Genomic DNA, 26,788 nt, shown 5'->3' with positions numbered 1-26,788 from the left:
GTAAGTACGTACCTAAAAGTAAGCTAATTACTGTGTAGAGAGAATTTATGAGCATCTATGCTTCAAGTGATTTAATTGGTCAAGTTTTATCCAGTCAGTGCCCATCTAGAGAAATATTGGAGCATTTAACCAGCAAATGGTCTGTATTGGTTTTACGTTGTTTAAATGATGGTGTGCAACGTTTTAGTGAACTGCGCAATCGAATTGAGGGGATCAGCGAAAAAATGCTGGCACAGACATTAAAAGTGCTTGAGCAAGATGGCTTTATATTGAGAACGGTTTACCCTGAAGTACCACCGAAAGTAGAGTATCAATTGACGATTTTAGGTGCACAAGCGGCTGAAAAATTAAACTATTTGATTGGTTGGATCGAGCGCAGTTTGCCCGATATCTTAGAGAATAAACAAAGATTGCAAAAGTAAAACTCAGTGGATTCTATACTCACCAAGAACTTGATCGCTGAGTGAGTATATTGAGAGGAAAGTCCGTATTATTGAGGATGATTCCCTTTTGTCGCAGCTTTTAAAGAGACTAGTCCTGTCATGATTGCACCAATGGTGGCTAAGAACATATCCTTATGTGCATCCCATATATCACCTTGTTGCCCATTGTAGTTTTCAGCTTCTTCTGGAGATAGGCCAATGGCAATCCACCATTCAATCCATTCATAAAATAAACTGGTTGCCATAACAAATTGAATGACCAATAAAAATAAGGTTTTAGGCTTTAAGCTTGGTAACCAGACTTGGAAAATTCGGTAGAAAAATGGGTAAAGGAATAAACCATAGAACAAGTGTACAAAGCGGTCAAACATGTTACGTGTCCAACCCATTGCTTGATTGAGATCAAAATGTAAGTATTTGATTGACCAATCATTATAAGGCACATAAGAATAAAGATAATGTGCTGCAATGACATGAATCACCAAGAAGAGGATATACAATAAAAATGATGAAAATGTCAGCCCTATTTTCTTTAGACAGAAAAACAGGGTAATCAGCATGAGCAAGGTGCCAATCTGATGCAGCATGTAGGATGGATATTCTAAAGGATTGATACTGGCAAGAATGATTGCGATTGCAAGAATAGCAAGAACAAGCCAATGTTTTTTTGTTAAGGCATGATAAATCATTATGGTATTTTCTAAAAATTATTACTGCGCATTGTAATCAAAAAGCAAAAAAATGCGAAGCATTGGCTTCGCATTTTCAGGTCTTTTAGAAGATTAAAAAGCTTAGATTTTAGCAATCAAATCTTTAATTTGTTTGGCTTGATCCGCAGCATTACCCGTGTAAGTCGCAGGGCTCATTTCAGCCAAACGTGCACGATCAGCAGCAGGTACGGCTTCAAGTTCAGTGCCATTGACAAAATCAACCATCATGTCACGTGTCATCGCTTGACCGCGAGTCAATGCTTTTAATTTTTCATATGGTTTTTCAACTGCATAACGGCGCATTACAGTTTGGATTGGTTCAGCCAATACTTCTTGAGCATGATCAAGGTCTTCAAGAATACGTGCTGCATTAAGCTCAAGTTTACTAATACCTTTTGAACATGCTTCAAAAGCAATTAAACTTTGTGCCAAGCCAACACCCATGTTACGCAATACAGTCGAGTCGGTAAGATCACGCTGCCAACGAGAAATTGGTAATTTTTCGCCTAAGTGCGCTAATACTGCATTGGCAATGCCCAAGTTACCTTCAGAGTTTTCAAAATCAATTGGATTGACTTTGTGAGGCATTGTAGAAGAACCGACTTCACCTTCTTTTAAACGTTGTTTAAAGAAGCCTAAAGAGATATAGCCCCAAACGTCACGGTTAAAGTCGATCAGAATTGTGTTAAAACGACGTAAAGCATCGAACAATTCAGCAATGTAATCGTGTGGTTCGATTTGAGTTGTATAAGGGTTGAAGGTTAAACCGAGTGATTCAACAAATGCTTGCGAGTGAGCAGGCCAGTTGATTTCAGGATAAGCAGAGTAGTGTGCGTTGTAGTTACCCACTGCACCATTAATTTTGCCCAATAATTCAACTTGTTTAAACTGTTTGATTTGACGCGCTAAACGATATGCAACGTTGGCCATTTCTTTACCCAAAGTCGTTGGGCTCGCAGTTTGACCATGGGTACGTGATAGCATTGGTTGTTCTGCATGTGTTTCAGCTAAAGCCACAATAGAATCAACAATTTGTTGCATAGCAACAACTAACACTTCACGACCATTTTTCAACATCAAAGCGTGAGAAAGGTTGTTGATGTCTTCTGAAGTACAAGCAAAGTGAATAAATTCGCCTGCATTTTTAAGCTCATCAATATGTGCAATTTTTTCTTTTAAGAAATATTCAACCGCTTTTACATCATGGTTAGTGGTACGTTCAATTTCTTTAATACGGTTAGCATCATCTTCCGAAAATTGAGTAACAATGGCATCTAAAGCTGTATTGGTTGCAGCAGAAAAAGCTGGAACTTCTGTGATTTCAGGACGATTCGCAAGCGCTTGTAACCAACGCACTTCAACAGTCACACGAGCATGGATTAAACCAAACTCAGAGAGGTAAGGGCGTAATGCATCGCATTTGCTTGCATAGCGTCCGTCTAGTGGAGAAAGTGCGGTTAAAGCGTTCATAAAGATTCCTTAAATTTTGGAATTAGAGCGAATGGCGTAACTCGAACAGTATCAAATTAAACAACCTGATATTGTAATCGAGCAAGATCTTGAATATCTTGAAGAAGTTTACGTTTGCTAAAGATCATATTCCATGAACTACCACCTAATTGACGCCATAGGTGAGCCATTTGTAAGCCTGTGAATAAACTGGCACGGATACGATTGGTATGTGCAGAGTCTTTAAAGGCTTCTGCATTACCACGGACTAGAATTCGAGGGTTAATTTGACCAGCAGTGTCGACATAAGTTTGTGCTAAATTGGCAATGATACTTGGGTGTAAATAGTTATTATCAAAAAAAGACAGCTGTTTTAATATTTTTTGTTGAGATTGTTCAATAATTTCAACAAACTTTGGATTGCTATAAACTTTTTTTTCCAAGGCCAATAATGACATGGCATAAGTCATTGGCAGTTTTGCATTGGCAATTTTAGGAATTCTAGATTTCGGTGATGTCGAGAAAGGTTGCGTAATACTACTTTCTAAAGCTTTTAAACCTAAGGAGATGTCTGCCAATTGATTGAAGAAGTCTAAAGTTTGACCAGACGAATTGGCAGTGGCACGAATATTGAGACTGGCTTTGATGAGCTGTTCAAAATAGAAATTACCGCTTTCACCAATACTTTGACGTCCTGACATTGCAGTCATATGGGTTAGCTGCGTTGCTTGAAACACAGCTGCTAACGCCAAAGCTCGGTTTTGGCGTTGATTCAAAGTTTGAGGCTGTTGAAAGGGCAACTCAACCATGCCTAAATTCCTTTAAATAATTTTTAATCATTACTCAATAAAATCTGGTTTTGGTGCATTGGTATGATGAATCACACCTCCACCTAAACAGACTTCATCGACATAGAAAACAACACTTTGTCCCGGCGTTACGGCACGCTGTGCTTCATCAAATTCGACACGAACACCATTTGGCGTGTTTGCATCTTTATAAATTGTACATGCTTGATCAGGCTGACGGTAACGAGTTTTTGCCGTGCATCGGAAACCTGTGTCTGGAATCGCTTGTTCACCCGCAACCCAGTCAATTGTTTCAGACCATAAAATGGTACTTTGCATCAGTGGATGTTCATGACCTTGTCCAACCACAAGACGATTACCTTCGATGTCTTTATGTAGAACAAACCAAGCACCTTCTTCTGCGCCTTTGAGTCCACCTAAACCAATACCACCACGCTGACCGAGCGTATAGTACATTAAGCCGTGATGATCACCAACCTCTTTTCCTGTATCTAAGACAATTTTCCCAGGTTGAGCCGGTAAATATTGTTTTAAGAAGTCATTAAAACGGCGTTCACCAATAAAGCAAATCCCCGTTGAATCTTTTTTCTTAGCAGTAGCCAAACCAAGCTCTTCAGCAATTTTACGTACTTGTGGTTTTTCAATCTCACCAACAGGGAACAAGGTCTTATTGATTTCACGACCATGAACCGCGTGAAGAAAATAAGTTTGATCTTTGTTGTTGTCTACACCACGTAATAAAGGCGCATATTGATCGCCTTTTGAATTGGTGGTTGTTTCACCACGACGACAATAATGTCCAGTTGCAATAAAATCAGCGCCTAAATTGACAGCATGATCTAAGAATGCACGGAATTTAATTTCTTTATTACATAGAATATCTGGGTTTGGCGTACGCCCAGCGGCATATTCTGCTAAGAAATGTTCAAAAACGCGATCCCAATATTCCATTGCAAAATTTGCAGTATGGAGTTTGATCCCAATTTTGTCACACACAGCTTGTGCGTCAGCAAGGTCATCCATTGCAGTACAATATTCCGTGCCATCATCTTCTTCCCAGTTTTTCATGAAAAGCCCTTCAACTTGATATCCTTGTTGAAGTAAAAGTGCAGCAGAAACAGATGAATCTACACCACCCGACATACCGACGATGACACGTTGTTGCATAGGATTAGGCATCCAAATTTGAAATTAAAGGAGAGTTTTGGTGCTCATAGATGAGCGAAAGCGGGTATTTTTGCCCAGAAAGTGCGTCTTGTACAGCTTTAATGACCAAAGGGCTTCTTGCGCGAGCAGATTCAAGCAGTTCTTCAAGCGTCATCCATTGCGGACCAATGATATCTGTATCAAGTTGCGCGTCTGGAAAGTATTCAGTTACATGGGCTAAAAAGCAAAATCTAAAATAGGTACGGTCTGGAAACATGGGTGGGGTATAGGTATAGATTCCCAGTAATGAATTGATTTCTACTGCATATCCTGTCTCTTCCATGGTTTCTCGTAACGCAGCTTGAATAATGGTTTCATCAGATTCAACATGCCCAGCGGGTTGATTGAACACAGTATGGCTTACACCTTCAGTGTATTCTTCTACAAAAAGAAATTTTCCATCTTTTTCTACAACTGTCGCAACAGTAACGTGGGGTGTCCAAGCGGTCATGACCAGCACCAAGGGAGATAAAGTATTATTCTACAAAATTTAGCGCGTGGTGGCTATGTTCATAAGGGTTTTCTTTGATCACCCTAAAAGGATTTATATCTATAGGCTGTTTAAAAATACCTCATGGTCGAGTTTTGTTTATTTTTTTTAAATTTTTATTTGCTTATTTTATAAAGGAAAGATTTATCTCATGGTTTTTTGGGTGATACTTCATGTAAAAAGTTTAATAAAAATATTCTTATATCTTGATATCTAAATGCAATTAAATGTGACATCAATTTATGAAGTAATTTTTTTATTATTTTAATTCTTATCAGTAATGACCAATAGATAGAGGTAGCAACTCATAAGTAAATATTTCAAAGTTATTGGTTTTATGGTGAATGGCATTTAATTTATTTTTGTACAATAAATACTCGACTAAGGCATTTACTATGATTGAAGTATATGATAAAAAATACGTATATATAAAATTTTATTAAACTTAACAATTATTTATTTTTCCTATTAATAGTGTGTTTATTCAATTTGGTTTTATTGGATGCTTTGTTGAATAGGTATGGTTATCCAAAATTAATTAGTTCATGGATCTATCGTTTAAAGATGTGTAATCACAAATAGAATGGAAATAAACTTTTTTGATAAATATAGTTTAAGCATATTTTATTGGAAATATATGCTTATATTGAGTCAAAAATAAGTCTAACTTTAGTAATTTTATAAGTGAGTATAATCATGAAAAAGGCAATAAAAAAGGTATTGTTTGCAGTAGGGCTTTTGGTTGCGGCTGAGCTGGCGACGGCATGTACACGGGTTGTTTATTTAGGCAATAATGATGTGATGACAGCACGTTCTATGGATTGGAAAAGTGATGTTGGAACAAACTTGTGGATATTGCCCAATAATGTAAAACGCAGTGGTATGGCTGGGCCAAAATCGATTCAATGGACATCTAAATATGGCAGCGTTGTCGCAACAGGTTATGATATTTCAACAACAGATGGTGTGAATGAAAAGGGTTTGGCTGCAAATTTACTTTGGCTGGTTGAGTCTGAATATCCAAATGTTAAAAACAATAAAAAACCGCCATTAAGTATCTCACTTTGGGCGCAGTATGTTTTAGATAACTATGCAACAGTAGATGAAGCAATTCAGGCTTTAGCACAAGAGCCGTTTATGATAGTGACAGATCAAGTGCCTGGTGAAAAAAGACTAGCGACTCTGCATTTATCAATTTCAGATGCAACGGGTGACAGTGCCATTATTGAATACATTGGTGGTAAGCAGGTCATCCATCATAATCGACAATATCAAGTGATGACAAACTCTCCAACCTTTGATCAGCAATTGGCGTTAAATACATATTGGAAACAAATTGGCGGAACAACGATGTTACCTGGAACCAATCGAGCTGCAGATCGGTTTGCAAGAGCATCTTTTTATATAAATGCGATTCCTAAAGATGCGACTCCTGAATATTCTTTAGCAAGTGTATTTAGCGTGATACGTAACACATCTGTTCCGTTTGGACTCAATACAGAAGAAGAGCCAAATATCTCCTCTACACGTTGGCGTACAGTGGTAGATCATAAGCGAGGACTTTATTTTTTTGAATCTGCTGTATCACCAAATGTTTTTTGGGTAGACTTAAAAGAGATTGATTTTAAAGATGGTCAAACCAGAAAGCTTGAGTTGGGTGCTGATCAAGCAAAAGTTTATGCAGGTAAGGCTAATTCTTCTTTTAAGGTCGCTCCACCATTTCAATTTTTGGGCATACAATAGGATTTAAAAAAGTATGATAAAGAAATTATTATGTATACCTTTCAGTGTATTACTAATTACTGGGTGTGCTTCAAATCCTAATGACGCTACTTCAAATTTAGGTACGCAGGGATTATTAATTTGTCAGCCAAATGAGCTTTGTCCAATCGTCACCGTAGTGTGGAATGAGACACATAAAGATTTTTTAAAAGTGAAACTTAGCTTAAATAGTGCCTATACAAAATATAATATTGAAAAAGTTGTATTTAGTGATGGCGCAAAAAGTCACTCATTTAATGTGATTGGACCAACTGAAATTGATTTTGCTTTTAAGGCAAATCGCTCTCGCAACAGTGTGCTTATTCCAGTCAATCTTATGGGGGACTTTAAAAGTTCTCAAAATATCTTTATGGAAATACATACAGATCAAGGTGTGATTACTCGATATATCTTAAAAGATAATGTCAAAGCACCAGTATTTGAAGAATTAACCAAATACTACAATGTTTCAAAATAGAAATTTGATCTAAAAAATATAGGCTTCATTCCACTGTGCTTCAGTGGAACGAAGTCGACTTGAACCACTTAATTCAAATAATCAATATGCTTTAAAAGATGTTTATATGTTTGTTATATCCCTAATCATTCGCTTCTAAATATTGATTTGCTACTTTGACATAGTGTCTTGCGGAATAAGGTAAAAATTCCTTTTCTTTATCAGTTAAAGGTCGAACCTTTTGTACTGGGCTTCCCACATAGAGGTAACCACTTTCTAAGCGCTTACGCGGTGGAACCAGTGAGCCTGCACCAATCATGACATCATCTTCAATCACTACATCATCTAGAACAATGGTATTAATTCCCACTAAAACACGGTTGCCAATGGTACAACCATGTAAGGTGACATGATGTCCAATGGTCACATCTTCCCCAATCACTAAAGGTGAGCCATTGGGTTTAGCATCATTTTTATGACTGACATGTAACATGCAATGGTCTTGTACATTAGAATAACGACCAATTTTGATGTGATTGACATCAGCACGAATCACTGCAAAAGGCCAAATAGATACATTCTCCGCCAAAGTTACTTCACCGATCACAACGGAGAGATCGTCAATATAACAAGTTGAATCAATTTTAGGATGATGACCTAAATACGAACGAATATTTTTTTTCATGTTGGCTTCCATGTCAAAAGCAAATTTAACCAGTGTATTTTTACCGAGTATAAATTAAAAAGGCATCCAAATCTGTGATCAGGATGCCTGTGCTTTAGTCTAATAAATTCAATATTAGGTTTAAGCGAATAACTTAGAACAAGTTGCTAAAGAACATTTTGATATGGTCGATTAAGCGAGAGAAGAAGCCTGCTTCTTCTACAGCTTTTAAAGCCACTAATGGTTTTTCAGCAATCACTTTACCATCTAAGGTTGCTGTTAATTTACCAACGACTTGACCTTGTTTTAATGGTGCATTTAAGTTGGGTTGAACAGTGACTTGTGTTTTGATTGCATTGGCTTGACCTTTAGGCATGGTCACATTGAAGTTTTCAGCTAAACCAATTTGTACATCATTTTCTTTACCAAAATAAACTTTTGCTTTAGCAAGCACTTGATTTGCAGGTTGAACGCTGACCGTTTCAAAGTTTGAGTAACCCCAAGATAACAATGAGCGTGTTTGGCTCGCACGTTCATTCATAGACGGTGCACCAAAAATCACTGAAATCAAACGCATTGGACCGCGTTTTGAAGATGTGGTTAAGCAATAACCAGCTTCCTCTGTATGACCTGTTTTTAAGCCATCAACACTTGGGTCAGTATAAAGCAAGGCATTACGGTTACCTTGTTTAATCCCGTTGAAGGTAAATTCTTTTTCAGAATAAATAGGATAATATTTTGAACTGTCATGAATGATATGTTTAGCAAGTACCGCCATATCTTTTGCAGTGGAGTAATGACCTTCAGCAGGCATACCTGTTGCATTGATAAAGTGTGTATTGACCATGCCCACACGTTTGGCTTCTTGGTTCATTGCATAGGCAAATGAACCTTCATTACCTGAAATATGTTCAGCCATTGCTTTAGATGCATCATTACCCGACTGGATAATAATGCCTCGTAACATTTCTAAAACTGTTGCAGTACCATTTAACGGCACATACATACAAGATTCAGTACTGCTACCACGACACCATGCAGACTCATTCATGCGAACTTTTTCACTTTCGGTCAGTTCGCCTTTAAGAAGTTTTTGCTCAATGATGTAACTCGTCATCATTTTCGTCATCGAAGCAGGTGCTAATTTTTCATTTTCATTCTTCGATGCAAGAATTTGACCTGTCTCATAGTCCATTAAGACATACGATTTATTATTTAATTCTGGCGGAGTGGTTAAGACGGTTGCTGCATAAGAAAATGAAGGTAAAAGTAATAATGCAGCAATGGCGCTTTTTCGAGTCATTCTAGGTCGTTCCAATCGTTATATGAGCACAAACAGGCTAGCATTTTAGGGCAAAGCAAAGCCGACTTCTATAAGGAAAGTCGGCTTATTTCTTACTTATTGTAACTAATTCAATATTTGTTGAATAAATTGCAGAAATCGTTATGACTGATAGTTACTAATGTCATTACAAATTGCTGTGTTTTCAGTATCACCCGCTTTTTTAGCATCACTTTTTGCTTCTTTTAATGCTCTTTGGAAATCTTTTTGCTTGGCAAGTGATTTTAAGGTTGCTTTAGGATCTTTGTCATTTGGCATATAGTCTTTAAGCAAGTGATCAAAACCTTTATTAAACGCAGCATCTGTTTTAATTAGACTCGGGCAGATATCCGACAATACATAAATTGCAGCCAATTCTTCTTTAGATACTTGTTGCTGTGTGACTTCGATTTTGTCAGATGCGGCAAAAGCATGGGTCATAAACAAACCACTTGCTGAAACAAGGCTTAATGTAAGCATTTTTAAAGTCATACGCATAAATAACCTAATCAATTTTTAATTTGAGAACCTGCATAGATTAAACGTAAAAACTGTGAAAAATATAGAGAAAGTGTATCGATGTTGTAGATTTATTTGAAATTTTCGCAAACTGAACAATGCAAAAGATGTCAAAAAAGGGTTTTTTTAACATCGCATTGGGGGGAGGTTTTTTATCTTATGTTAGTGTGGAAGTTCAAGTACATCTGCACATACTGCTTTGTGTTCAGCTTGATCAACTTCTTTGGCACTGGTTTGTGCTTCTTTGAGTACGGTTTGGTATTCTGGATCTTGTTGAAGCTGAGTCAATGTTGTAGGTTTAGACAAATCCTTTAATAAGGTTTGGGTTAAACTTCCGATTTTAGTTTGAAATGCAGGGTTGTTTCCAATTAACGCTGGACAAACTTCGGCAAGCACCTGTGTTGCGGCAATATCTTCTTTCAGAATTCGATCAGATTCTTGTGAAGTTAATGTTTCTGAAAATGCAGATTGTGCGCAAAGTGTGATGAGTGCGATAGAAATAGTACGAGTAAGAGAACGTGTAATCATCTTTATAGTCACAAATTAGATTTAAAATTGAGTAAGTAACTATATATAATTGTTCAATAAATTTGAATTAAATTACTCGGCAGTCATTTAATATTTTTTAGTCAGAGAACTTTTTAGTGAATATTTTAGTTGCCAATGATGATGGTGTTTTTGCACCAGGTATTCAAGCTTTAGCAAAAGCATTACGACCATTAGGTCGAGTTGTTATTGTTGCGCCAGAAAGTGAGCGCAGTGGTTTTTCAAGTGCATTAACCCTAGATCGACCACTTCGACCGATTCAAGTTGCACCAGATATGTGGGCAGTAAACGGCACACCTGCTGATTGTGTTTATTTGTCCATGAATGGTTTATTTGATTTTGAGTTTGATTTAGTTGTCAGTGGAATCAATAGTGGTGCGAATTTAGGTGACGATGTCCTTTATTCTGGAACTGTGGGGGCGGCATTTGAAGGGCGTTTGATGAAACAGCCTGCAATCGCAGTTTCATTGGCAGGCAGTAATGTACGTTCCTATGACCACCCTGAAGATTATGCGCAAGCCGCAAACTGGGTTTACAACTTTATTGCCAAAGGATTACCTGAACTGCCTCCACGACATATCTTAAATATCAATATCCCAGATGTCGCAGAAATTTTAGGGGCTCAAATTACGTATCAGGGTCGTCGCATACAATCAAAACCAATGACCAGTCAGGTTGACCCGCGTGGTCGTCAAGTCTATTGGATTGGTTTGGCGGGTGAAGCGGTGACAGATCCCCAAAAAAACGCACAAAACCTGCAATCTGACTTTTTTGCCATTGCCAATGGTTGTGTCAGTATTACGCCAATTCAGATGGATGCAACCAATTACACAATTCTTGAAACACTACAATCACAACTCTCACATAGTCATTTTGATGTATGAGTGTTATAACTTTGTGAAAAAGCACTGTTAAACAGTGAAATACGTGTGTATTTTGCTAATCTTAAGCAAATATTTTTAAATTTTAAGATTGTAGAGAGGGAAATCAATGCTTTTGGCTCGATCAACACTTCCAATTCAAATGCCTAAGCGATGGATGAAAATCATTTTGTCCACAATAGCAATCACCTCTACCATAGTGGTGACTGGGTGTGCATCGAAGCCTCAAATTAATAACCCTACACGTTATGCTGTTGCACCTGACTATTACACAGTTCGTTCTGGTGATACCCTAAGTGCAATCTCTATGCGTTATGGTTTGAGTTATCTCAGTGTTGCTGAAATGAATGATATTGCTGCGCCTTATCGAATTTATGTAGGGCAGTCATTACGTTTGAAAAAAGGTGGGGGTAATGTCACCCGATCTACAACGAAACCGTTGACGAGCAATGAACCACAAATTCAACGCCAAACGATTAAGTTACCAACGCAGCAGCCGACGTCGCCAACTGGCACAACGACGGCTCAGCCAGTAACGCCACCGCCTGTACAAACGACGACGACAGTACAATCAACTCAATTGAGATGGGTAAAACCATCAAATGGATCTGTTATTGCAAATTATAATATTGCGAATAATATTAAAGGAATACGTTTTGGAGGGAATCAAGGTGATCCAATTTTTGCCGCAGCAGATGGACAGGTGGTTTATGCTGCAGATGGATTAAAAGAATATGGTAATCTTGTCTTAGTAAAACATATTGATGGTTACATTACTGCATATGCTCATAACAGCAAAATGTTGGTGAAAAGTGGTCAAACTGTGACAGCAGGACAGAAGATTGCAGAGATGGGATCTTCAGGTGCTAGCAGTACCATGTTGGAGTTTCAGGTACGTTTAGATGGCAAACCGATAAACCCAGCAAATATTTTACCAATAAATTAAATATTTTAATGCAAAGTGTAATTTTCTTCGTATAATACAATGAGTTGTTTTGAACAAAAAAGTGTGAAACAGCTCATAATTTCAGAGGGAAATTTATGTTAGATCAACTTCGGGCAATGGGTGTATTTGCTTGTGTTGTTGAAAAAAGCTCTTTTAGTGGTGCCGCGCGTGACCTTGGCATTACGACTAGTGCGGTTAGTCAGCAAATTAGATCTCTAGAACATGAAATGGAAGTGACACTTCTACATCGTTCTACGCGAAAGCTGAGTTTAACTGAGGCTGGTCAAGCTTTTTTCCACAGTTGTCAAGAAATGCTCGCTGCCGCAGAGCGTGGAAAAATCCGCATTAATGAGTTGCGCGATGATTTAGTTGGGGATTTGCGTATTGCGACAACCCCAGAAATAGGAGCAACACATGTTGTTCCTGCTTTATCGCATTGGATGTCTGCACATAGAGGTTTGATGGTTCATTTTGAAGCAGATAACCAATATATTGACTTGATTCAAGAGCGTATAGATATTGCTATTCGCATGTCTTCAAAAATCGAAGATGCGAATAACTTGAGTTGTATGCCACTTGCACGAGTCGATCAGATCTTAGTTGCATCGCCAAGTTATTTAAATCAAACAGCACCTATTTCACGTCCTGAAGATTTACAGAATCATGATTTGATTCCGATAAATATCATGAAAAATTCTCAACATTTTTCATTTCAGCATGGTGCAACAGGTGAAGTTGTTAATTTAGAAATGAAGCATCGTCTTCAGACAAATAACGTATTTGTTGCAAAATCATTGTGCCAACATGGGCATGGTATTGCACGAATCCTTTATTTAGATGTGCAAAAAGAATTAATGAACGGAACATTGGTTGAAGTGCTTCCAGAGTGGAAATTACCAACTTTCACTTTAAGTGCTGTGACCTTAAAGCGTGAACAGCAGCCGATGAAAATTCATCGTTGTTTGGATGCTTTGAAACAATATTTTAGCCAGTTACCTGGTGGTAGAATTTTCCAAGAAGCTTCATAAAGTCAAAGTTCTAATTCTAATAAGTTCTAATAAAAAAGCCGCTTTAAAGCGGCTTTTCTATATCTGCAATTTTATACGCAATGATGATGAAACAAAAAGAGATTAACAGGTTAATCTCTTAAAGCGTTCATTCGTACTTAGGCAAGGAATTCTTTAATTGCAGGCACTAAGCGTTTTAATAAATCATCTGCTTGTTGATGATTCATATTCAAAGCCGGCAGTAAACGAACCACATTGCCTGAAGTAACGTTAATAATTAAATGGTGCTTATCACGTGCAATGTTTACTAATTCGGCACAGTCTTTAGGTAATTCGATACCAATCATCATGCCGAAACCACGCACAATCACATTTTGCTCTACAAGTTGAGCACGGAACTGATCGACGAGATATGCTCCAATTTCAGCAGCATTTGCAACGATGTTTTCTTTTTGGATCAAGTCAATCACTGTGTAGACAACGCGTGAGCCTAAATGCGTACCACTATAAGTAGAGCCGTGATTTCCTGCAGCAAGTACCCCAACACCACGACCTTGTGTCATCACAGCACCAATTGGGAAACCATTTCCTAGGCCTTTTGCTGTGGTTAAAACATCTGGAATAATATTGGTATGTTGGTAAGCAAAGTATTTACCGGTACGGCCATTACCTGTTTGCACTTCATCCAGCATCATTAACCAATTATGTTGGTTGCAAATACGACGAATATCTTCAAGGTAGCTAAAGCCTTGAGGTGCGGTATTGACACCACCTTCACCTTGGATCGGTTCAACCAAAATTGCCACAATATCAGGATGCTGAATAGCGGCTTCTTCAATGGCTTCTACATCGCCAAAAGGCACACGAATAAAGCCTTCAACCAGTGGCGCAAAGCCTTCTTGAACCTTTTTATTGCCCGTAGCTGAAAGCGTTGCAAGGGTACGACCATGGAATGATTGATCCGCAACAATGATTTTGGGATTAGAAACACCTTGTAAGTGACCAAATTTACGTGCAATTTTAATTGCACCTTCATTTGATTCTGCACCACTGTTTGAGAAAAAGATTTCTTCCATACCCGAAACTTCAGCCAGCTTTTGCGCTGCTGCAGTTTGCCAAGCGACTTCGTAAATATTGCTGGTATGGATTAATGTAGCCGCTTGTTCTGCAATAGCCTCTGCCAGTACAGGATGGGCATGTCCTAAGCCACACACGGCAATACCTGTCAATGCATCTAAATACTCTGTACCATTTTCAGTATAAAGATAAGAACCTCGTCCTCGGATAAAGCTGATCGGTTGACGGCTGAATACAGGCATCAAATGTGAAGGTTGATCAGTTTGTACCGGAGCGAGGGTAATGTTATTCATAACTAACTCTTATCTGTTAGGAGTGGAAAGGGTAAAGGATTATCTAACCAAAATATGCGCAAGATTTAAAGCTTTAATATAAATAAAATTGGAAATAATCGTCTAGACATATTCTTTATTGTGGATTTAGGTATAATGCAGGCAGATGAGTTGAGGATTTAATCAATGACTGAACAAGCGCGTGATACAGAAGCGTTAATTCGCGATCAAATAGCTAAACATGCAGTACTTCTTTATATGAAAGGTACTCCGCAATTCCCACAATGTGGTTTTTCTGCACGTGCAGTTGAAGCACTTAGCCAAATTGGTCGTCCATTTGCTTATGTAAATATCTTGGAAAACCCAGATATTCGTGCAACTTTGCCACAAATTGCAAATTGGCCTACATTCCCGCAATTGTGGATTAATGGCGAATTGATTGGCGGTAGCGACATTATGCTAGAAATGTTCCAAAATGGTGAATTAAAACCATTGATTGAGCAATATAGCCCAGCAGCAGATGCTTGATAAGTAGATGATGTAGAAAAAGCACCAGAAGGTGCTTTTTTATTGGCTAAGTTTTATGTTGTTCTCACGTGGCTGAACTAATCAGCAATCTAGAGAAATTAGGTCATGGTAGATTAGCTGTTTCAATCTTTGTTTGTTTTGAATATTTAAAAAATTATCAGTATAAATCAGACAAAGCTTTGAATATTCAAAGCTTTGTCTATCTAAGGTCTAACCAAGAAGCAATTTAAGCTGACTTGCGCTTATTTTGCTTTGCTGCAACTTCAGTTTGGTTCTCTTCTGTGAGGGTACTTGCTGATTCAGCTTCTGCCTTTTTCAGTTTTTTCCCTTTGTTCTTTTTTTTCTTTTTCTTTGGCTTGTGCTCTATTTCAACGCCATCTTCCAAAGCTTGCCAATATTCAAGCTGTGCCATCACTGCCGCATAGATTGAACCTTTGGTATAACGACCTTTTTTATCTAATGCCCCAACAGGACGTGCCATTAGGATTTCTAAAGCTTGGTCAATGGTGTCTATTGCATGTATATGGAATTGTCCCTCATTGACAGCCTCAATCACATCATGGCGAAGCATTAAATGCTGCATATTCTGACGTGGAATAATCACCCCTTGTTTGCCTGTTAATCCTTGGAGTTTGCATGCATCGAAGAATCCTTCAATTTTTGCATTGACCCCACCAATAGGCTGAACTTGACCCAATTGGTTCATCGAACCTGTGATCGCCCACGATTGATCAATAGGCAATTGACAAATTGCAGAAATTAACGCCGATAATTCTGCAACCGTGGCACTGTCACCATCTACTTGACCATAACTTTGTTCAAAGGCAAGGGCAGCAGAGAAATGCAAAATCTGTTCACGACCAAAATGAGCCTTTAAGAAGCTCGACATCAGCAAGACACCTTTGGCATGTAATGAACCACCAAGTTCTACACTGCGCTCGATATCTAGAATGTCACCGCCACCTTGGTATACCGAAGCGGTTAAGCGTGAAGGTAGACCAAACTCAACATCAGCATAGTGGATCACGGATAAAGCATTGATCTGACCCAAGCGATGGCCGCGTGTCTCAATCAGTTGGGTACCACGTGATAAGTCTTGCCAATAGAGCTCTCTTAAATAGCCTAAGCGATATTGACGATGTTTAAGGGCAGTGTTGATATGATGAGAGGTGACTAACTTTTCATCCGACTGTGCTGCATGATGATGTGACTCACGGATTAAATCACCCAGAGTTAAAGCATGTAAAGACAATGAACTCTGGTCTTCAGCTTGGCGACTTGAATCTGTTAGTAATGCAGCCAATGCCGAGCGATCAAAGGGCAGTAATTTGTCTTGTTGAACATAGTCTGCAATCAGTTGCATATAAGCTTGTTCATTATCATCATTACGTTGCAGGGTATCGGTAAAATCAGCACGAATTTTAAAAACACTGCCTAATTCTGGCTCTAGTTCTAAAATTTCATAGTAAATTTCAGGTTCTGCCAATAAAACCACTTTTAAGTTGAGTGGTACAGATGCAGGCTCAATTGAAATACTGCCCGTTAAAGTCAGCATGTGCTCAAGAGAAGATAGCTTTAGTTGTCCTGATTTTAATGCGCGTTTTAGACCTTGCCATGCATAAGGCTGTTCTAACAGCTGTTCCGCTTCTAAAATTAAAAAACCACCATTGGCTTGATGCAATGAGCCTGGGCGAATCAGAGTAAAGTCCGTGGTGATGGTGCCATTTTGCGTTAGTTGTTCAACATGTCCAAGTAAATTGTAATGTGTTGGGAAGTCTTCAAAAATAACCGGTGCACCAGAATTCGGTTTATTGCTGACCACTACATTGGCTTGGTAGCGTGAAGGAACCCGATTAAATAAAGCAGGAGAGAACTCTTCGCCTTCTTGATCTAAAATCGTTTCAACATTTTCAATGATATCTGCAGCAAAATGTTTTAAGTATTGATCGAGTCCATGTACGGTTTTAAATTTACTTAAAATCAAATCTATACGAGGAATCACCACTTGTTTGGCAATATCACGATTCAATTCAGAAACTTGATCACGTGCATCATCTTCCAAATCACCTAACTGAAGACCAAGGCGTTCAAGTTTTTTATCCATATAACGCATATTGGAATTAATTTCTGCGCGTTGTTTACTGTCGAGCGCATTAATATCTTCCTGTGACATTTCCAATACTTTGTCATCTTTGACATGGATCGGCACAAAAATATGTTCATCGTTACGATTAATCAGTTTTAGGTCGAGGTCTTCGCCTTCTTTGGTCAGTTCAACTAAAGCGAGTTGTTGCTCATTTCCGGTGATTTGACGAATACGTTCAATACGATTGTGATAGGTTTCGGCACTAAAGCGACGTTCAAGTTGCTTGAGAATGGTTTGCCATGCTTGGTGGATTAAAGCTTGAAACTTACTACCTTGACCCGCTTGAAAACGCAGTGCAATCGGTTGTCGCGCATTTTTAAAATTATAAACATAGACCCAATCATCAGGTGTTTGCATGGTTTTGGCATGCTGCTGTAACAAACGCTTGATCATGGTTCTTTTGCCAAGACCTGCCGTCCCCACAGCAAAAATGTTGTAACCTGAATAAGGTAAAGCAATCCCTGCTTCTACAGAGGCTCTGGCGCGATCTTGCCCTAAGAAATTATTTAAAGGCTTGATTCGCTTGGTTGACGTAGGAATCTTGCTCAGATTGGGGATATGCGTCAGTTGTTCTGATTTTAATGCGGTTTGTGTCAACGTGTTTTGAATTTCCGTTTGATCAAAAGCAGATGGAAAAATCGTTTCAGTTTTTTGTATTGGGGTTGCAGTCGTCGTAATTGAAACAGTAGTAGAGCTTAATTGATCGTGTCTTTGGGTCACAGGTGAAATCCAAAACTTATATGGGTTGAAAAGTTAAAGGTATACAGGATTGGGGGTAAAGATCAAGCGCCAAAAGCGGAAATATCTGTAAAAGCGCTCATCAGTTGCATAAAAGTGATTGAAACTCTAAGCATTAAGCGGTTGAATAGCACTATTTCATTTTTCAGAAAATAACAACGCAATGACAACGCAATTATCTCAGCAATCAGCTGGGCAGAATTCCACAGCAAAAAATGGATGGAAATCTGCTTTTGCCGCTTTTATCGATCGGCGTGCTGCAATTATGCTCTTTCTTGGGTTTTCAGCAGGTATTCCAATTCTGCTCATTTTCTCAAGTTTATCTTTATGGTTGGGTGAGGCTGGAATTGAAAAAAGTGCAGTGACTTTTTTTAGTTGGGCCGCGCTGGGCTATTCTTTTAAATTTGTATGGGCACCGCTGATTGATGAATTACCCGTCCCGATACTCACCAAAAAACTGGGTCGGCGCCGTGCATGGTTGTTGATTGCACAAGTACTGATTATCTGTGCGATCTGTATTATGGCATTTTCTGATCCAGCTTTGGGCCAAAGTTATATTTACCAAATGGCTGTGGGGGCAGTATTACTGGGGTTTTCCGCAGCAACACAAGATATTGTGATTGATGCCTATCGAATCGAGCTGGCTGAAACCGAGATGCAAACGGTGTTGGCATCGACCTATAACGCAGGCTATCGTTTAGGGATGATTCTCGCAGGTGCGGGCGCTTTATTTCTTGCTGCTTCTTTGGGGACTGCAAAAGGGAACTATATTTATGAAGCGTGGAAATATACTTATTTAACGATGGCGCTGGTGATGCTAGTGGGCATTATCACCACTTTAGTAATCCGAGAACCCTTGGTTAATCGAGTTGATAAACACTATAAAAATATTGATTACTATCGTTTAGTTTTGGTCTTTATCTTGGCTGTGGCGAGTTTTGTTTGTTTATATATTTACTCCGATGACATGGTTCAATATCTGCAAGCGACTTGGAAAGTCGAAGACAACTTGCTGAAGTTTTTAATGGAAGCTGTACGCTTTTTAGGTTCAGGTTTTGGTGCAATTCTTGTTGCAACATCGTTGATTCGTTTTGGTGTAGTCAATAAAAAAATGGCCTACGAGACTTGGGTTAACCCGATTGCTGATTTTTTTAAGCGTTATGGGGTAAAGCTAGCATTGGTTTTACTGTTATTGATCGGTTTTTATCGAATTTCAGACATTATTGCGGGTGTTATTTCGAATGTTTTCTATCAAGATTTAAACTTTACCAAAGAGCAAATTGCAGAAGCCGTTAAAATTTACGGGGTTATTTTTAGCCTATTGGGTGGTTTTTTAGGTGGCTTACTTGCGCAACGTATGAACATTATGAAATTGATGTTCGTGGGTGCTGTTTTAGCAAGCTCAACCAATTTAATATTTATTGGATTGGTGAAATCTGGTGCACCGATGCAAGCTGTATCTGTACAGATTGGCGATAAGAAATTTCAAGCTCAACCTGATGAAGTAGGCTATTGGAAAGTTTCTGTGCCTGGTCAGGACTTGTTAGGGGAAAATACCATTCATATCAAAACAGCATTGGTTGATCAGGCTGTCGCGAATGAATATACGGTGCCCTATTTAAAAGAAAATGCCAAGCCCCAAATTCAATTGTTGCCTATTACCAGTGACAATCAATTGTCTGAATCAGAAGCAAAGCAAAGTATTGTGGTTAAGGGGCGGATTGCAGGAATACCTGTATCTGAGCTTAATCCAGATCAGCCGATTACCCTTAAACTCGATGGCAAAACATATCCTGCAAAATTAGATAAAGATGGTTTGTTTAGTGGTGCGATTGACGGTAAAGCCTTATATGCTTCTGGCTCAAAAAATGTGATCGCCGTGGTCAATTATCAACACGCACAAGCAGCATTAAGTACTCAACAAAGCTATCAATTAACAACGATAAAAAGTGATATCGATGTAGATGTTCAAGCAATTCCAGTAATCAAAGCGGATTCATCTGCAGCCGTTGAGATTAAGGGTAAAGTGATTGAGAAATATAGTTCTGGTTGGCTGTATTTTGCCATTGTTGTCGATAATTTAGCTTCTGGTTTAGCTGGTGCAGCATTTATTGCGTTCTTGTCTAGTTTGACCAGTGTGTCATTTACAGCAGTTCAATATGCGATCTTTAGTTCATTGATGACGCTTACACCTAAGATTTTAGGCGGGTATTCTGGAACAATTGTCACCCACATTGGTTATCCTAAATTCTTTTTAATGACCACCTTAATTGGTATTCCGATTCTATTGCTTGTGCTATGGGTTGGAAAATTATTGCGAGAACATCAAGCGCAAAAGGTGAATCAATCTATCGAGTAAGCGACTGAATTACTCAAGATAGATTTATGATGATCGCAAGAGCCTATTTTATCTTATAGATAAAGTAGGCTTTTTTAACAGGATGAGAATTTGAATCATTGGATTGCTAACACATTCAAACAGCTTATTCGAAAGATAAAGCTGTAGTGTTCATCTAAAATAAGCGGTTATTGCTTAAAAATAATCCAGAAGACGACATCATTGATCAGCTGAAATATAGATAAATTGAAATATTGAACTGTATTGCCTATATTGGCAGATGATATCTGATCAAACAGGAAAATAAATCATGCGCATGTTGCATACCATGTTACGAGTAGGCAATTTAGAACAATCTTTAGCGTTCTATACTGAAGTTCTCGGTATGACATTACTTCGTAAACGTGATTATGAAGAAGGGCGGTTTACTTTAGCATTTGTGGGTTATGGTGATGAAGAGCATCATACTGTATTAGAGCTTACCCATAATTGGGATACTGCAAGTTATGAATTAGGTAATGCTTATGGACATATTGCCATTGGTGTCGATGATGCCTATAAAGCCTGTGAAGAGATCAAAGCACGTGGTGGTAATGTGGTACGTGAAGCTGGACCTATGAAAGGTGGTGTCACAGTCATTGCTTTTGTTGAAGATCCAGATGGCTATAAAATTGAATTGATCCAACAAGATCAAGATGCACGAAATAATTGATCATTTAAAAATGATGCGGGGCTATTGTTTATTTGGAAAAGACATATCAATAGACCTTAAATTAACTTGATATGTGTCGTAAATAAATAGTGAACATTTAGCCAAATGAGTAGCTTTATTTATTTCGCTCAGTAAGATTGAATTTTACCCGATAGTAAAATTTAACTACTGGGCTTTTTCATGTTTAAAATACAGGACGTTGCTTATGAAAATGTTGAAATTATTAGCATTGGATCGCTTTACGATACTTTTAATCGCGATGGTGGTTTTAGCTTCTATTTTACCGATTTCAGGTCAGGCAGCGCTTATCTTTGGAAAAATCACCACAATTGCGATTGCAATTTTATTTTTCCTACATGGCGCAAAATTATCACGTGAAGCCGTGATTGAGGGGATTTTGCATTGGAAATTGCATGGATTAGTTTTTGCTTTTACCTTTTTAGTTTTTCCTTTATTGGGACTAATGGCAAAACCTGTGCTTGAACCTTTGCTGGGTCAACAGTTGTATTGGGGTTTTCTGTTTATGTGCTTTTTGCCGTCGACAGTACAATCGTCAATTGCATTTACCTCTGTTGCAAAAGGGAACGTGGCAGCGGCTGTTTGCAGTGCCTCATTTTCAAACCTGATCGGTATGTTTATTACTCCGATTTTGGTGAGCATATTTATTTTCGGTCAATCTAAGCATAATTACGATCCGACTTCTTCTATTATCGAAATCACCTTGTTGTTATTGGTTCCATTTGTTTTAGGGCAACTATTACGCCCCTATGTATTTCCATTGATGCAGAAAATGCCAAAGATCGTCAAAGTTTTTGATCAAGGCTCGATTTTGATGGTGGTTTATGGTGCATTTAGTGGGGCAGTGGTGGCAGGTTTATGGCATCAGGTCAGCTTATCTACATTGATTTATCTCACCTTGGCATGTTCGATTCTACTCACGGTGATTATGCTGTTGGCGTTGTATGTTCCAAAATGGCTTGGATTTAGCAAAGCAGATCAGATTTCAATCTTCTTCTGTGGATCGAAGAAAACCCTTGCCAGTGGTGTGCCTATGGCGCAGATTTTATTTATTGGGCAACCTTTAGGTATGATTGTGTTACCGATTATGATTTTCCATCAAATCCAGTTAATGGTTTGTGGGGTGATTGCAAACTACTGGTCTAAGCAAAAGCATCCTGACGAATAAATTAGTATCGATTGGCTCGCAATTTATAAATATTTCGAGTATAATCTTGCCCACTTGTTGTGCTTAGCTCTGACGCTTATAGTCTCGGTGGGCCAAAAGAAATGGTCTGTTGTGGTGTTAACCTGCTGGTTTTTAATTTGAATCTGCTTTCCTCAAAGTTTTATTAGACTTTGAGAGTGGTTAATTGCGATGACAGCTAAACCTTTCTTAACTTAGGAGAATCGACCATGCGTGCCGATATTCACCCAAAATACGAAAAATTAGTTGCTACTTGTTCATGTGGTAACGTTATCGAAACTCGTTCAGCTTTAGGTAAAGAAACACTTTATCTAGACGTATGTTCAGCTTGCCACCCATTCTATACTGGTAAACAGAAGAATGTTGATACTGGCGGCCGTATCGATAAATTCAAACAACGTTTTGCTGGTATGTCACGTTCTGTTAAGCGTTAATACGACAAAACATAAAAAACGGGCTTTAGCCCGTTTTTTTGTTGCTGATTTTTATCTCGTGTTGATCTATTTCAGGATCAGACAAAGTGATAGATTTAAAAAAAGGTTGAGCATTTAAAACACTCAACCTTTTTTAGTATTAGACTCTATTGATCTTGAACATCAGTCAAGTGATCCAATTTCTTTTGGAAATATTCACCTTGCAAGAATCTGACATCTACATTCCAAGCATTTGCAAAAGAGTTCATATCATTTAGATTTTTCAGTAGCAATTCAATTGGCTTGATTGCATGATATTTTTCAAGGGTATGCTGGAATTGCGTCATAGTCGCATCACTATTAAGCTGCTTTGTAAACTTCTCATCCAGCGTTAATAAGCTTACATCCAATTGTTTTAAGATGGCTTCACTTGAAATGCTCGAACCAAAACGTCGAATTGAAATTTCGGCACCATGATCACGTAAAACGCCAATTTGCTTTTGAGTTTCTAAGATATTTTTTGCAATATCTTCTTCATCAAATTGTAAAATCAGTGGATGAGATTGGCGGCTTCCAACAATGGTCAATAGTTTAGAAATAAGCTCAGGGAACTGTTTATCATGGAACAGCACATGACGATTTAAATTGACGATTAATTTTGCCTCTGGATATTGAGTGATAAAGTTATGTAATTGCTTACATGCTTCGACTAAAATCCAGCGATCTAATTTAATTGAAAGCTCAATATCATCATCTAAATCAATTAAATTACTTACTTTTTTCCACTGATTTTCAAAAATAAAACCGCTACTGACTTCATAGGTATTTAAATTGCTATCTTGTTTGTCATAAAGCTGCTGGTATTTTAGCTGAATCTCACCTTTTTCAAGAGATTGAGCAATTTGACCAAGAATCGCGGAGGTTTTAAAGATATGTGGCGCTGGTGTTTCTTGAATTTGAACTTGTTTCTCTACAGCTGTATTTTCAACTTGAGGTTTTGAGGTAAATTCAATGGAGTTACTTTGTACTTGCAGCGGTTCTGCTTGATCTAATTTTGGTTCAAGCAATGACAATTCAATTTTAGTGTCCTGTAAAGTTGCCGTTAATTGTTGCTCGGATACAGAGTCTTTTTTTGCCAGACGATGATTATAAGCTTGTTCTAAAACGTCGTTAAAACTTGCTTCTGTAAAGCTGTTTTGCTGTATGTTTGAATAGCCAATCTTGATATTCAGTGGGTAAGTATGACCATCAATTTCCAATAATTGTGGTTTTTCTAAAGCATGCAGCCCATGAATACGAGATTCTAAAATGGTATCAGACTCAGCTTGTAAAATCACTGCATACAACAACATATCAATTTGATATACCGTGGTATTGGTTTGTTCTTGAATAAAGTTTTTAAAGCCATCTAAGTATTGAACGGCTGTTTTCCAAGGAGACGTTAAAATATTCTCAGGACAAGCGGCAAAGCTAAACAGTACCAATGCATTCGATTTGGCAGGTTGGTTAATTAAAGCGTACTGAATTTTTTGCAAACTACTTGCAACAGCACTGATGTTTTTCTTATTCGATTCGGAGGATTGTGCCTGCGATTTTTGACTTGCAGAATTAATCTCAATGGTGATTTGAATACAGTCTTCTTCATCTGAAGGCAGAAATTCAATTTTTAATGGATTTTCTGATTTAGCGTTGCTATTCAGTGTATCAATTTCAAAACGTGCTAAATCAAAATTACCTTGAGAAATTTTTTTAAAACGTTGTTTAAAATCATTGATATTTTTCGGTTTTAAAATATCTAATATCGGCAGTCCGATAATTTCTGCTTCATCTTTTAGACCAAACAGTTTTAAATATTCAGCATTGGCTTGGGTATGGATACCTTCCTGAATTAAGGCAATCGCTTTATGCTGTTCTTCAACCAAGGCTTGGGCTTGATTCTTTGCACTTTCAAGATCGTTTAAAAGGTGCTTTTTCGCTTGTAAGGTACGGCTATATGACAACGCACGGATTAAGCTAATATAAAAACGATCGGTATATTCTAAATTAACGACATCATAGATGCCTTTTTGAATATAGGATTGATATTGGTTGGTTTGATAATCTTCAGGTTCTAAGAATAAAACAGGCAGATCAATATCAGCAGAGGCTTGAATCAAGGTAATGGCTTGCTCAATTTTGATGTCATAAGCACGACCAAAAATAATCAAGTCCCATGAGGTATTGAGTTGTTTTTCAAAACTTTTTAAATCATCCAATAAAAGCGCTTGTACTTGATGATTCTTACTTTGAAAAAGATCAATAATTTGATTATAACGAATCTGGTTATCATCAATAATGAGTAATCTAGTTTCAGAGAGTTTTAATTTTTTCGATAATAATAAATTTCTCACTTTAAAGCTTCCCATACATCTTGATTATTCAAATTGGCAGATTGGTGTTGAATGAATTGATCAATGCGGTCATTTTCTTCATCATTGATCAATTCAAATTCGTACTGAATAAAGCTCTGGGTAATTAACAATGTTTTTGTTAAATACACCTTAATTTCTTCAGTGTCTAAACGTAGATAAATTGCTTGCTGTTCTTTGAAGAACGGTAAATTTGGCAAAATAATAGAAACATTGGATTCATTTAAATTTTGCACTTGAACCATAAGGCAAGGGTGGTAGTTAATCGTCGAACGATCAGCTGGAACTTTTACTGCACATGGGTAGATGTCTTGAGCTAAAACCTCTAAACCCACTTCATAGGTTTTTTTAACCGATTGTTTGATCCAACGAATGATCGCACCTTTCCATTTGTCATTGAGGCTTTCGTTGACCAAGATAAATTCACCCGTGCGTAAATTTCGTGGGGTTTCATCTGACCAGCGAATACGATAACCGTTTACACTAATATCCAGTACTTGGGTTTGATAGATCTGTTTTGCTTCACGGTCTAAAGTCTTGATTTGTCCTAAGTTCGATGCTGTGCTTGAACCTGTTGAAATCGATGAATGAATATTGGACTCAGACTGAAATGCATAATTATTATTTAAATTAAGTGTTTCATAAAAATTCTTAGCTTTGGATAAATAGAAGTGTGCGGTTTGTAAGCTAAAACAAATTTGAAGTTGTGCAGAGTATTCATAACGCTCATGTTGACGTTCAGTTGTTGTACCCAAGACATTTTGCACATGAAATTTTAACGCAGCAGATAAATAGATTTGTTCATTTTTAGACAGATATTCGTCTTTATGAATCGTTGAATTAATATGTTCGAGCAGATTCTGTGTAGAAATATATAGAGAAGTACGGAAATTCGCATGTTGTTTGCGATTATAAATTGGTGGAACGTCTTTAGAGCCATCAATCACATAACGCGATAAGCTGGTTTCTCTTGGTAAAATTTGGATCAGTTTGACCCAATCAAAAGTGCATTGATAAAGTGCTTGTGTTTCTGAAGGGCGAATCTGGTGCGTATTAAAAATATCCAAAAGCAGCACTTGCGCATAGGCTTGCTGGATATTTTGAATGGTAAAGTGTGTACCTTGTAATTGGTTGATATTGATATTAAATTCTTGGTTTTTAACCGCAAGCTCATAAAGATGATGTGTAGTGAGCCATTGATGGGTCAATGGACCACTGTAGAGCATTTGCTGTTGAACCAACAATAAACCAAGTTGTTCTAAAGCATAAAAGGTTGCAAGTGTACGGGCTGTTTGTAAATTTCGTTTTTGTTTGAAATTAAAAAATGAGAATTTATTTGAAACCAGTGTCTGATGACTTCTTCGCACAATATTGATATAGACGTTGGCAAAATAGGTACGAATTCTAGAGGATAAATCAATAATATGTTCAATACGCGCATTTTGAGAAAGACCTTGATTTAAGATGTTTTTTTCAAGGCTTGATAAAATGCTTTCGGTAATTGGGTGCAAAACTTGAATTAAATCAAAGCGTAGCATTTCGCTACAATCAAGTTCGCTGATTTCACAAATGGCTTTTAAGACCGACTCTGAGGTATCGCCAAGTTGCATAATAGACAGTGTGGCCACCCATGCATTGACAGATGCCACCGAATTTTCTGCAAAACTTAGACTTTCTCGTTGTAGAACCGTGATATTTTGAAAAATTTCTGAAATTTCTTTATTTATCATGAGCATTTCAACT

At 37.8% G+C, this 26,788-nt stretch carries 24 protein-coding genes; 11 read left to right on the top strand and 13 right to left on the bottom strand.

Features of this window, described 5'->3' with window-relative positions:
• Window positions 1–47 precede the first annotated feature (47 nt).
• On the top strand, window positions 48–422 hold the full coding sequence (locus ASC84_RS05700) for a helix-turn-helix domain-containing protein (RefSeq protein ID WP_004721299.1): 375 nt from the start codon (window positions 48–50) through the stop codon (window positions 420–422).
• A 68-nt stretch (window positions 423–490) separates the two neighbouring features.
• Here ASC84_RS05700 and ASC84_RS05695 read toward each other — a convergent pair whose 3' ends face one another.
• The 5 genes from ASC84_RS05695 to ASC84_RS05675 all read right to left on the bottom strand — a co-directional run bounded on the left by ASC84_RS05695 (window position 491) and on the right by ASC84_RS05675 (window position 5,068).
• On the bottom strand, window positions 491–1,132 hold the full coding sequence (locus tag ASC84_RS05695; protein WP_004721297.1) for a DUF2238 domain-containing protein: 642 nt from the start codon (window positions 1,130–1,132) through the stop codon (window positions 491–493).
• 102 nt (window positions 1,133–1,234) lie between these two features.
• A complete protein-coding gene (gene purB, locus ASC84_RS05690; RefSeq protein WP_056512439.1) occupies window positions 1,235–2,623 on the bottom strand; it encodes an adenylosuccinate lyase in 1,389 nt (462 codons plus the stop codon).
• A 56-nt stretch (window positions 2,624–2,679) separates the two neighbouring features.
• A complete protein-coding gene (hflD, locus tag ASC84_RS05685) occupies window positions 2,680–3,411 on the bottom strand; it encodes a high frequency lysogenization protein HflD (RefSeq protein WP_004721292.1) in 732 nt (243 codons plus the stop codon).
• Between the two features lie 30 nt (window positions 3,412–3,441).
• Window positions 3,442–4,578: a tRNA 2-thiouridine(34) synthase MnmA gene (gene mnmA, locus ASC84_RS05680; RefSeq protein ID WP_034613669.1), complete on the bottom strand. Its 1,137-nt coding sequence runs from the start codon at window positions 4,576–4,578 to the stop codon at window positions 3,442–3,444.
• Between the two features lie 4 nt (window positions 4,579–4,582).
• Window positions 4,583–5,068 (bottom strand): NUDIX hydrolase, encoded by a 486-nt coding sequence (locus ASC84_RS05675; protein WP_056512437.1) that lies wholly within the window; start codon window positions 5,066–5,068, stop codon window positions 4,583–4,585.
• A gap of 735 nt (window positions 5,069–5,803) precedes the next feature.
• Here ASC84_RS05675 and ASC84_RS05670 point away from each other — a divergent pair.
• On the top strand, window positions 5,804–6,850 hold the full coding sequence (locus ASC84_RS05670; RefSeq protein ID WP_056512434.1) for a linear amide C-N hydrolase: 1,047 nt from the start codon (window positions 5,804–5,806) through the stop codon (window positions 6,848–6,850).
• Between the two features lie 13 nt (window positions 6,851–6,863).
• A complete protein-coding gene (locus tag ASC84_RS05665) occupies window positions 6,864–7,346 on the top strand; it encodes a hypothetical protein (protein WP_004721281.1) in 483 nt (160 codons plus the stop codon).
• A gap of 121 nt (window positions 7,347–7,467) precedes the next feature.
• Here ASC84_RS05665 and ASC84_RS05660 read toward each other — a convergent pair whose 3' ends face one another.
• The 4 genes from ASC84_RS05660 to ASC84_RS05645 all read right to left on the bottom strand — a co-directional run bounded on the left by ASC84_RS05660 (window position 7,468) and on the right by ASC84_RS05645 (window position 10,357).
• Window positions 7,468–8,010, bottom strand: a complete 543-nt coding sequence (locus ASC84_RS05660; RefSeq protein WP_056512431.1) for a gamma carbonic anhydrase family protein — start codon at window positions 8,008–8,010, stop codon at window positions 7,468–7,470.
• A 133-nt stretch (window positions 8,011–8,143) separates the two neighbouring features.
• The gene (gene dacC / locus ASC84_RS05655) at window positions 8,144–9,292 is read right to left on the bottom strand and encodes a D-alanyl-D-alanine carboxypeptidase PBP5/6 (protein WP_056512427.1); all 1,149 of its coding nucleotides are present in this window, start codon (window positions 9,290–9,292) and stop codon (window positions 8,144–8,146) included.
• Window positions 9,293–9,433: 141 nt separating this feature from the next.
• The gene (locus tag ASC84_RS05650; protein WP_004721274.1) at window positions 9,434–9,808 is read right to left on the bottom strand and encodes an MCR_0457 family protein; all 375 of its coding nucleotides are present in this window, start codon (window positions 9,806–9,808) and stop codon (window positions 9,434–9,436) included.
• A gap of 183 nt (window positions 9,809–9,991) precedes the next feature.
• On the bottom strand, window positions 9,992–10,357 hold the full coding sequence (locus tag ASC84_RS05645; protein WP_056512425.1) for an MCR_0457 family protein: 366 nt from the start codon (window positions 10,355–10,357) through the stop codon (window positions 9,992–9,994).
• A gap of 116 nt (window positions 10,358–10,473) precedes the next feature.
• Between ASC84_RS05645 and surE the strand changes: the two genes are divergently transcribed.
• The 3 genes from surE (at window position 10,474) to ASC84_RS05630 (ending at window position 13,230) form a co-directional block, all read left to right on the top strand.
• Window positions 10,474–11,259: a 5'/3'-nucleotidase SurE gene (gene surE / locus ASC84_RS05640; protein ID WP_004721271.1), complete on the top strand. Its 786-nt coding sequence runs from the start codon at window positions 10,474–10,476 to the stop codon at window positions 11,257–11,259.
• Window positions 11,260–11,365: 106 nt separating this feature from the next.
• Window positions 11,366–12,202 (top strand): peptidoglycan DD-metalloendopeptidase family protein, encoded by an 837-nt coding sequence (locus tag ASC84_RS05635; RefSeq protein WP_004820715.1) that lies wholly within the window; start codon window positions 11,366–11,368, stop codon window positions 12,200–12,202.
• 95 nt (window positions 12,203–12,297) lie between these two features.
• On the top strand, window positions 12,298–13,230 hold the full coding sequence (locus ASC84_RS05630; protein ID WP_004721269.1) for a LysR family transcriptional regulator: 933 nt from the start codon (window positions 12,298–12,300) through the stop codon (window positions 13,228–13,230).
• 137 nt (window positions 13,231–13,367) lie between these two features.
• On the opposite strand, the gene ASC84_RS05625 is transcribed toward ASC84_RS05630, so the two are convergent.
• The gene (locus ASC84_RS05625; RefSeq protein WP_056512421.1) at window positions 13,368–14,579 is read right to left on the bottom strand and encodes an aspartate aminotransferase family protein; all 1,212 of its coding nucleotides are present in this window, start codon (window positions 14,577–14,579) and stop codon (window positions 13,368–13,370) included.
• A gap of 165 nt (window positions 14,580–14,744) precedes the next feature.
• Here ASC84_RS05625 and grxD point away from each other — a divergent pair, with 165 nt between their 5' ends.
• Entirely contained in the window at window positions 14,745–15,086 is a 342-nt protein-coding gene (grxD, locus tag ASC84_RS05620) for a Grx4 family monothiol glutaredoxin (RefSeq protein ID WP_004721264.1), read from the top strand.
• Window positions 15,087–15,312: 226 nt separating this feature from the next.
• Here grxD and ASC84_RS05615 read toward each other — a convergent pair whose 3' ends face one another.
• Complete coding sequence (locus ASC84_RS05615) at window positions 15,313–17,952, bottom strand: Lon protease family protein (RefSeq protein WP_056512418.1); 2,640 nt, start codon at window positions 17,950–17,952, stop codon at window positions 15,313–15,315.
• Between the two features lie 181 nt (window positions 17,953–18,133).
• Between ASC84_RS05615 and ASC84_RS05610 the strand changes: the two genes are divergently transcribed.
• The 4 genes from ASC84_RS05610 to rpmE all read left to right on the top strand — a co-directional run bounded on the left by ASC84_RS05610 (window position 18,134) and on the right by rpmE (window position 22,658).
• On the top strand, window positions 18,134–20,329 hold the full coding sequence (locus ASC84_RS05610; RefSeq protein ID WP_056512415.1) for an MFS transporter: 2,196 nt from the start codon (window positions 18,134–18,136) through the stop codon (window positions 20,327–20,329).
• A gap of 289 nt (window positions 20,330–20,618) precedes the next feature.
• Window positions 20,619–21,020 carry a lactoylglutathione lyase gene (gloA, locus tag ASC84_RS05605; protein WP_056512413.1) on the top strand — a complete coding sequence of 134 codons (402 nt, stop codon included), beginning with the start codon at window positions 20,619–20,621 and terminating at the stop codon, window positions 21,018–21,020.
• A 205-nt stretch (window positions 21,021–21,225) separates the two neighbouring features.
• A complete protein-coding gene (locus ASC84_RS05600; RefSeq protein ID WP_004721256.1) occupies window positions 21,226–22,206 on the top strand; it encodes a bile acid:sodium symporter family protein in 981 nt (326 codons plus the stop codon).
• 227 nt (window positions 22,207–22,433) lie between these two features.
• A complete protein-coding gene (gene rpmE / locus ASC84_RS05595; RefSeq protein WP_004721254.1) occupies window positions 22,434–22,658 on the top strand; it encodes a 50S ribosomal protein L31 in 225 nt (74 codons plus the stop codon).
• A 146-nt stretch (window positions 22,659–22,804) separates the two neighbouring features.
• Here the strand turns inward: rpmE and ASC84_RS05590 are convergent, their stop codons facing one another.
• Window positions 22,805–25,042 (bottom strand): EAL domain-containing protein, encoded by a 2,238-nt coding sequence (locus tag ASC84_RS05590; protein WP_056512410.1) that lies wholly within the window; start codon window positions 25,040–25,042, stop codon window positions 22,805–22,807.
• Window positions 25,024–26,775, bottom strand: a complete 1,752-nt coding sequence (locus ASC84_RS05585; protein WP_034612070.1) for a hypothetical protein — start codon at window positions 26,773–26,775, stop codon at window positions 25,024–25,026. Before ASC84_RS05585 ends, ASC84_RS05590 begins: the two co-directional genes overlap by 19 nt.
• Window positions 26,776–26,788: the final 13 nt, after the last annotated feature.

Origin of the sequence: Acinetobacter sp. Root1280 (assembly GCF_001425285.1) — a bacterium.
Lineage (GTDB): Bacteria > Pseudomonadota > Gammaproteobacteria > Pseudomonadales > Moraxellaceae > Acinetobacter > Acinetobacter guillouiae.
Note: the sequence above shows the minus strand (reverse complement) of the source record. Positions and strands in the feature narration are given on the sequence as shown.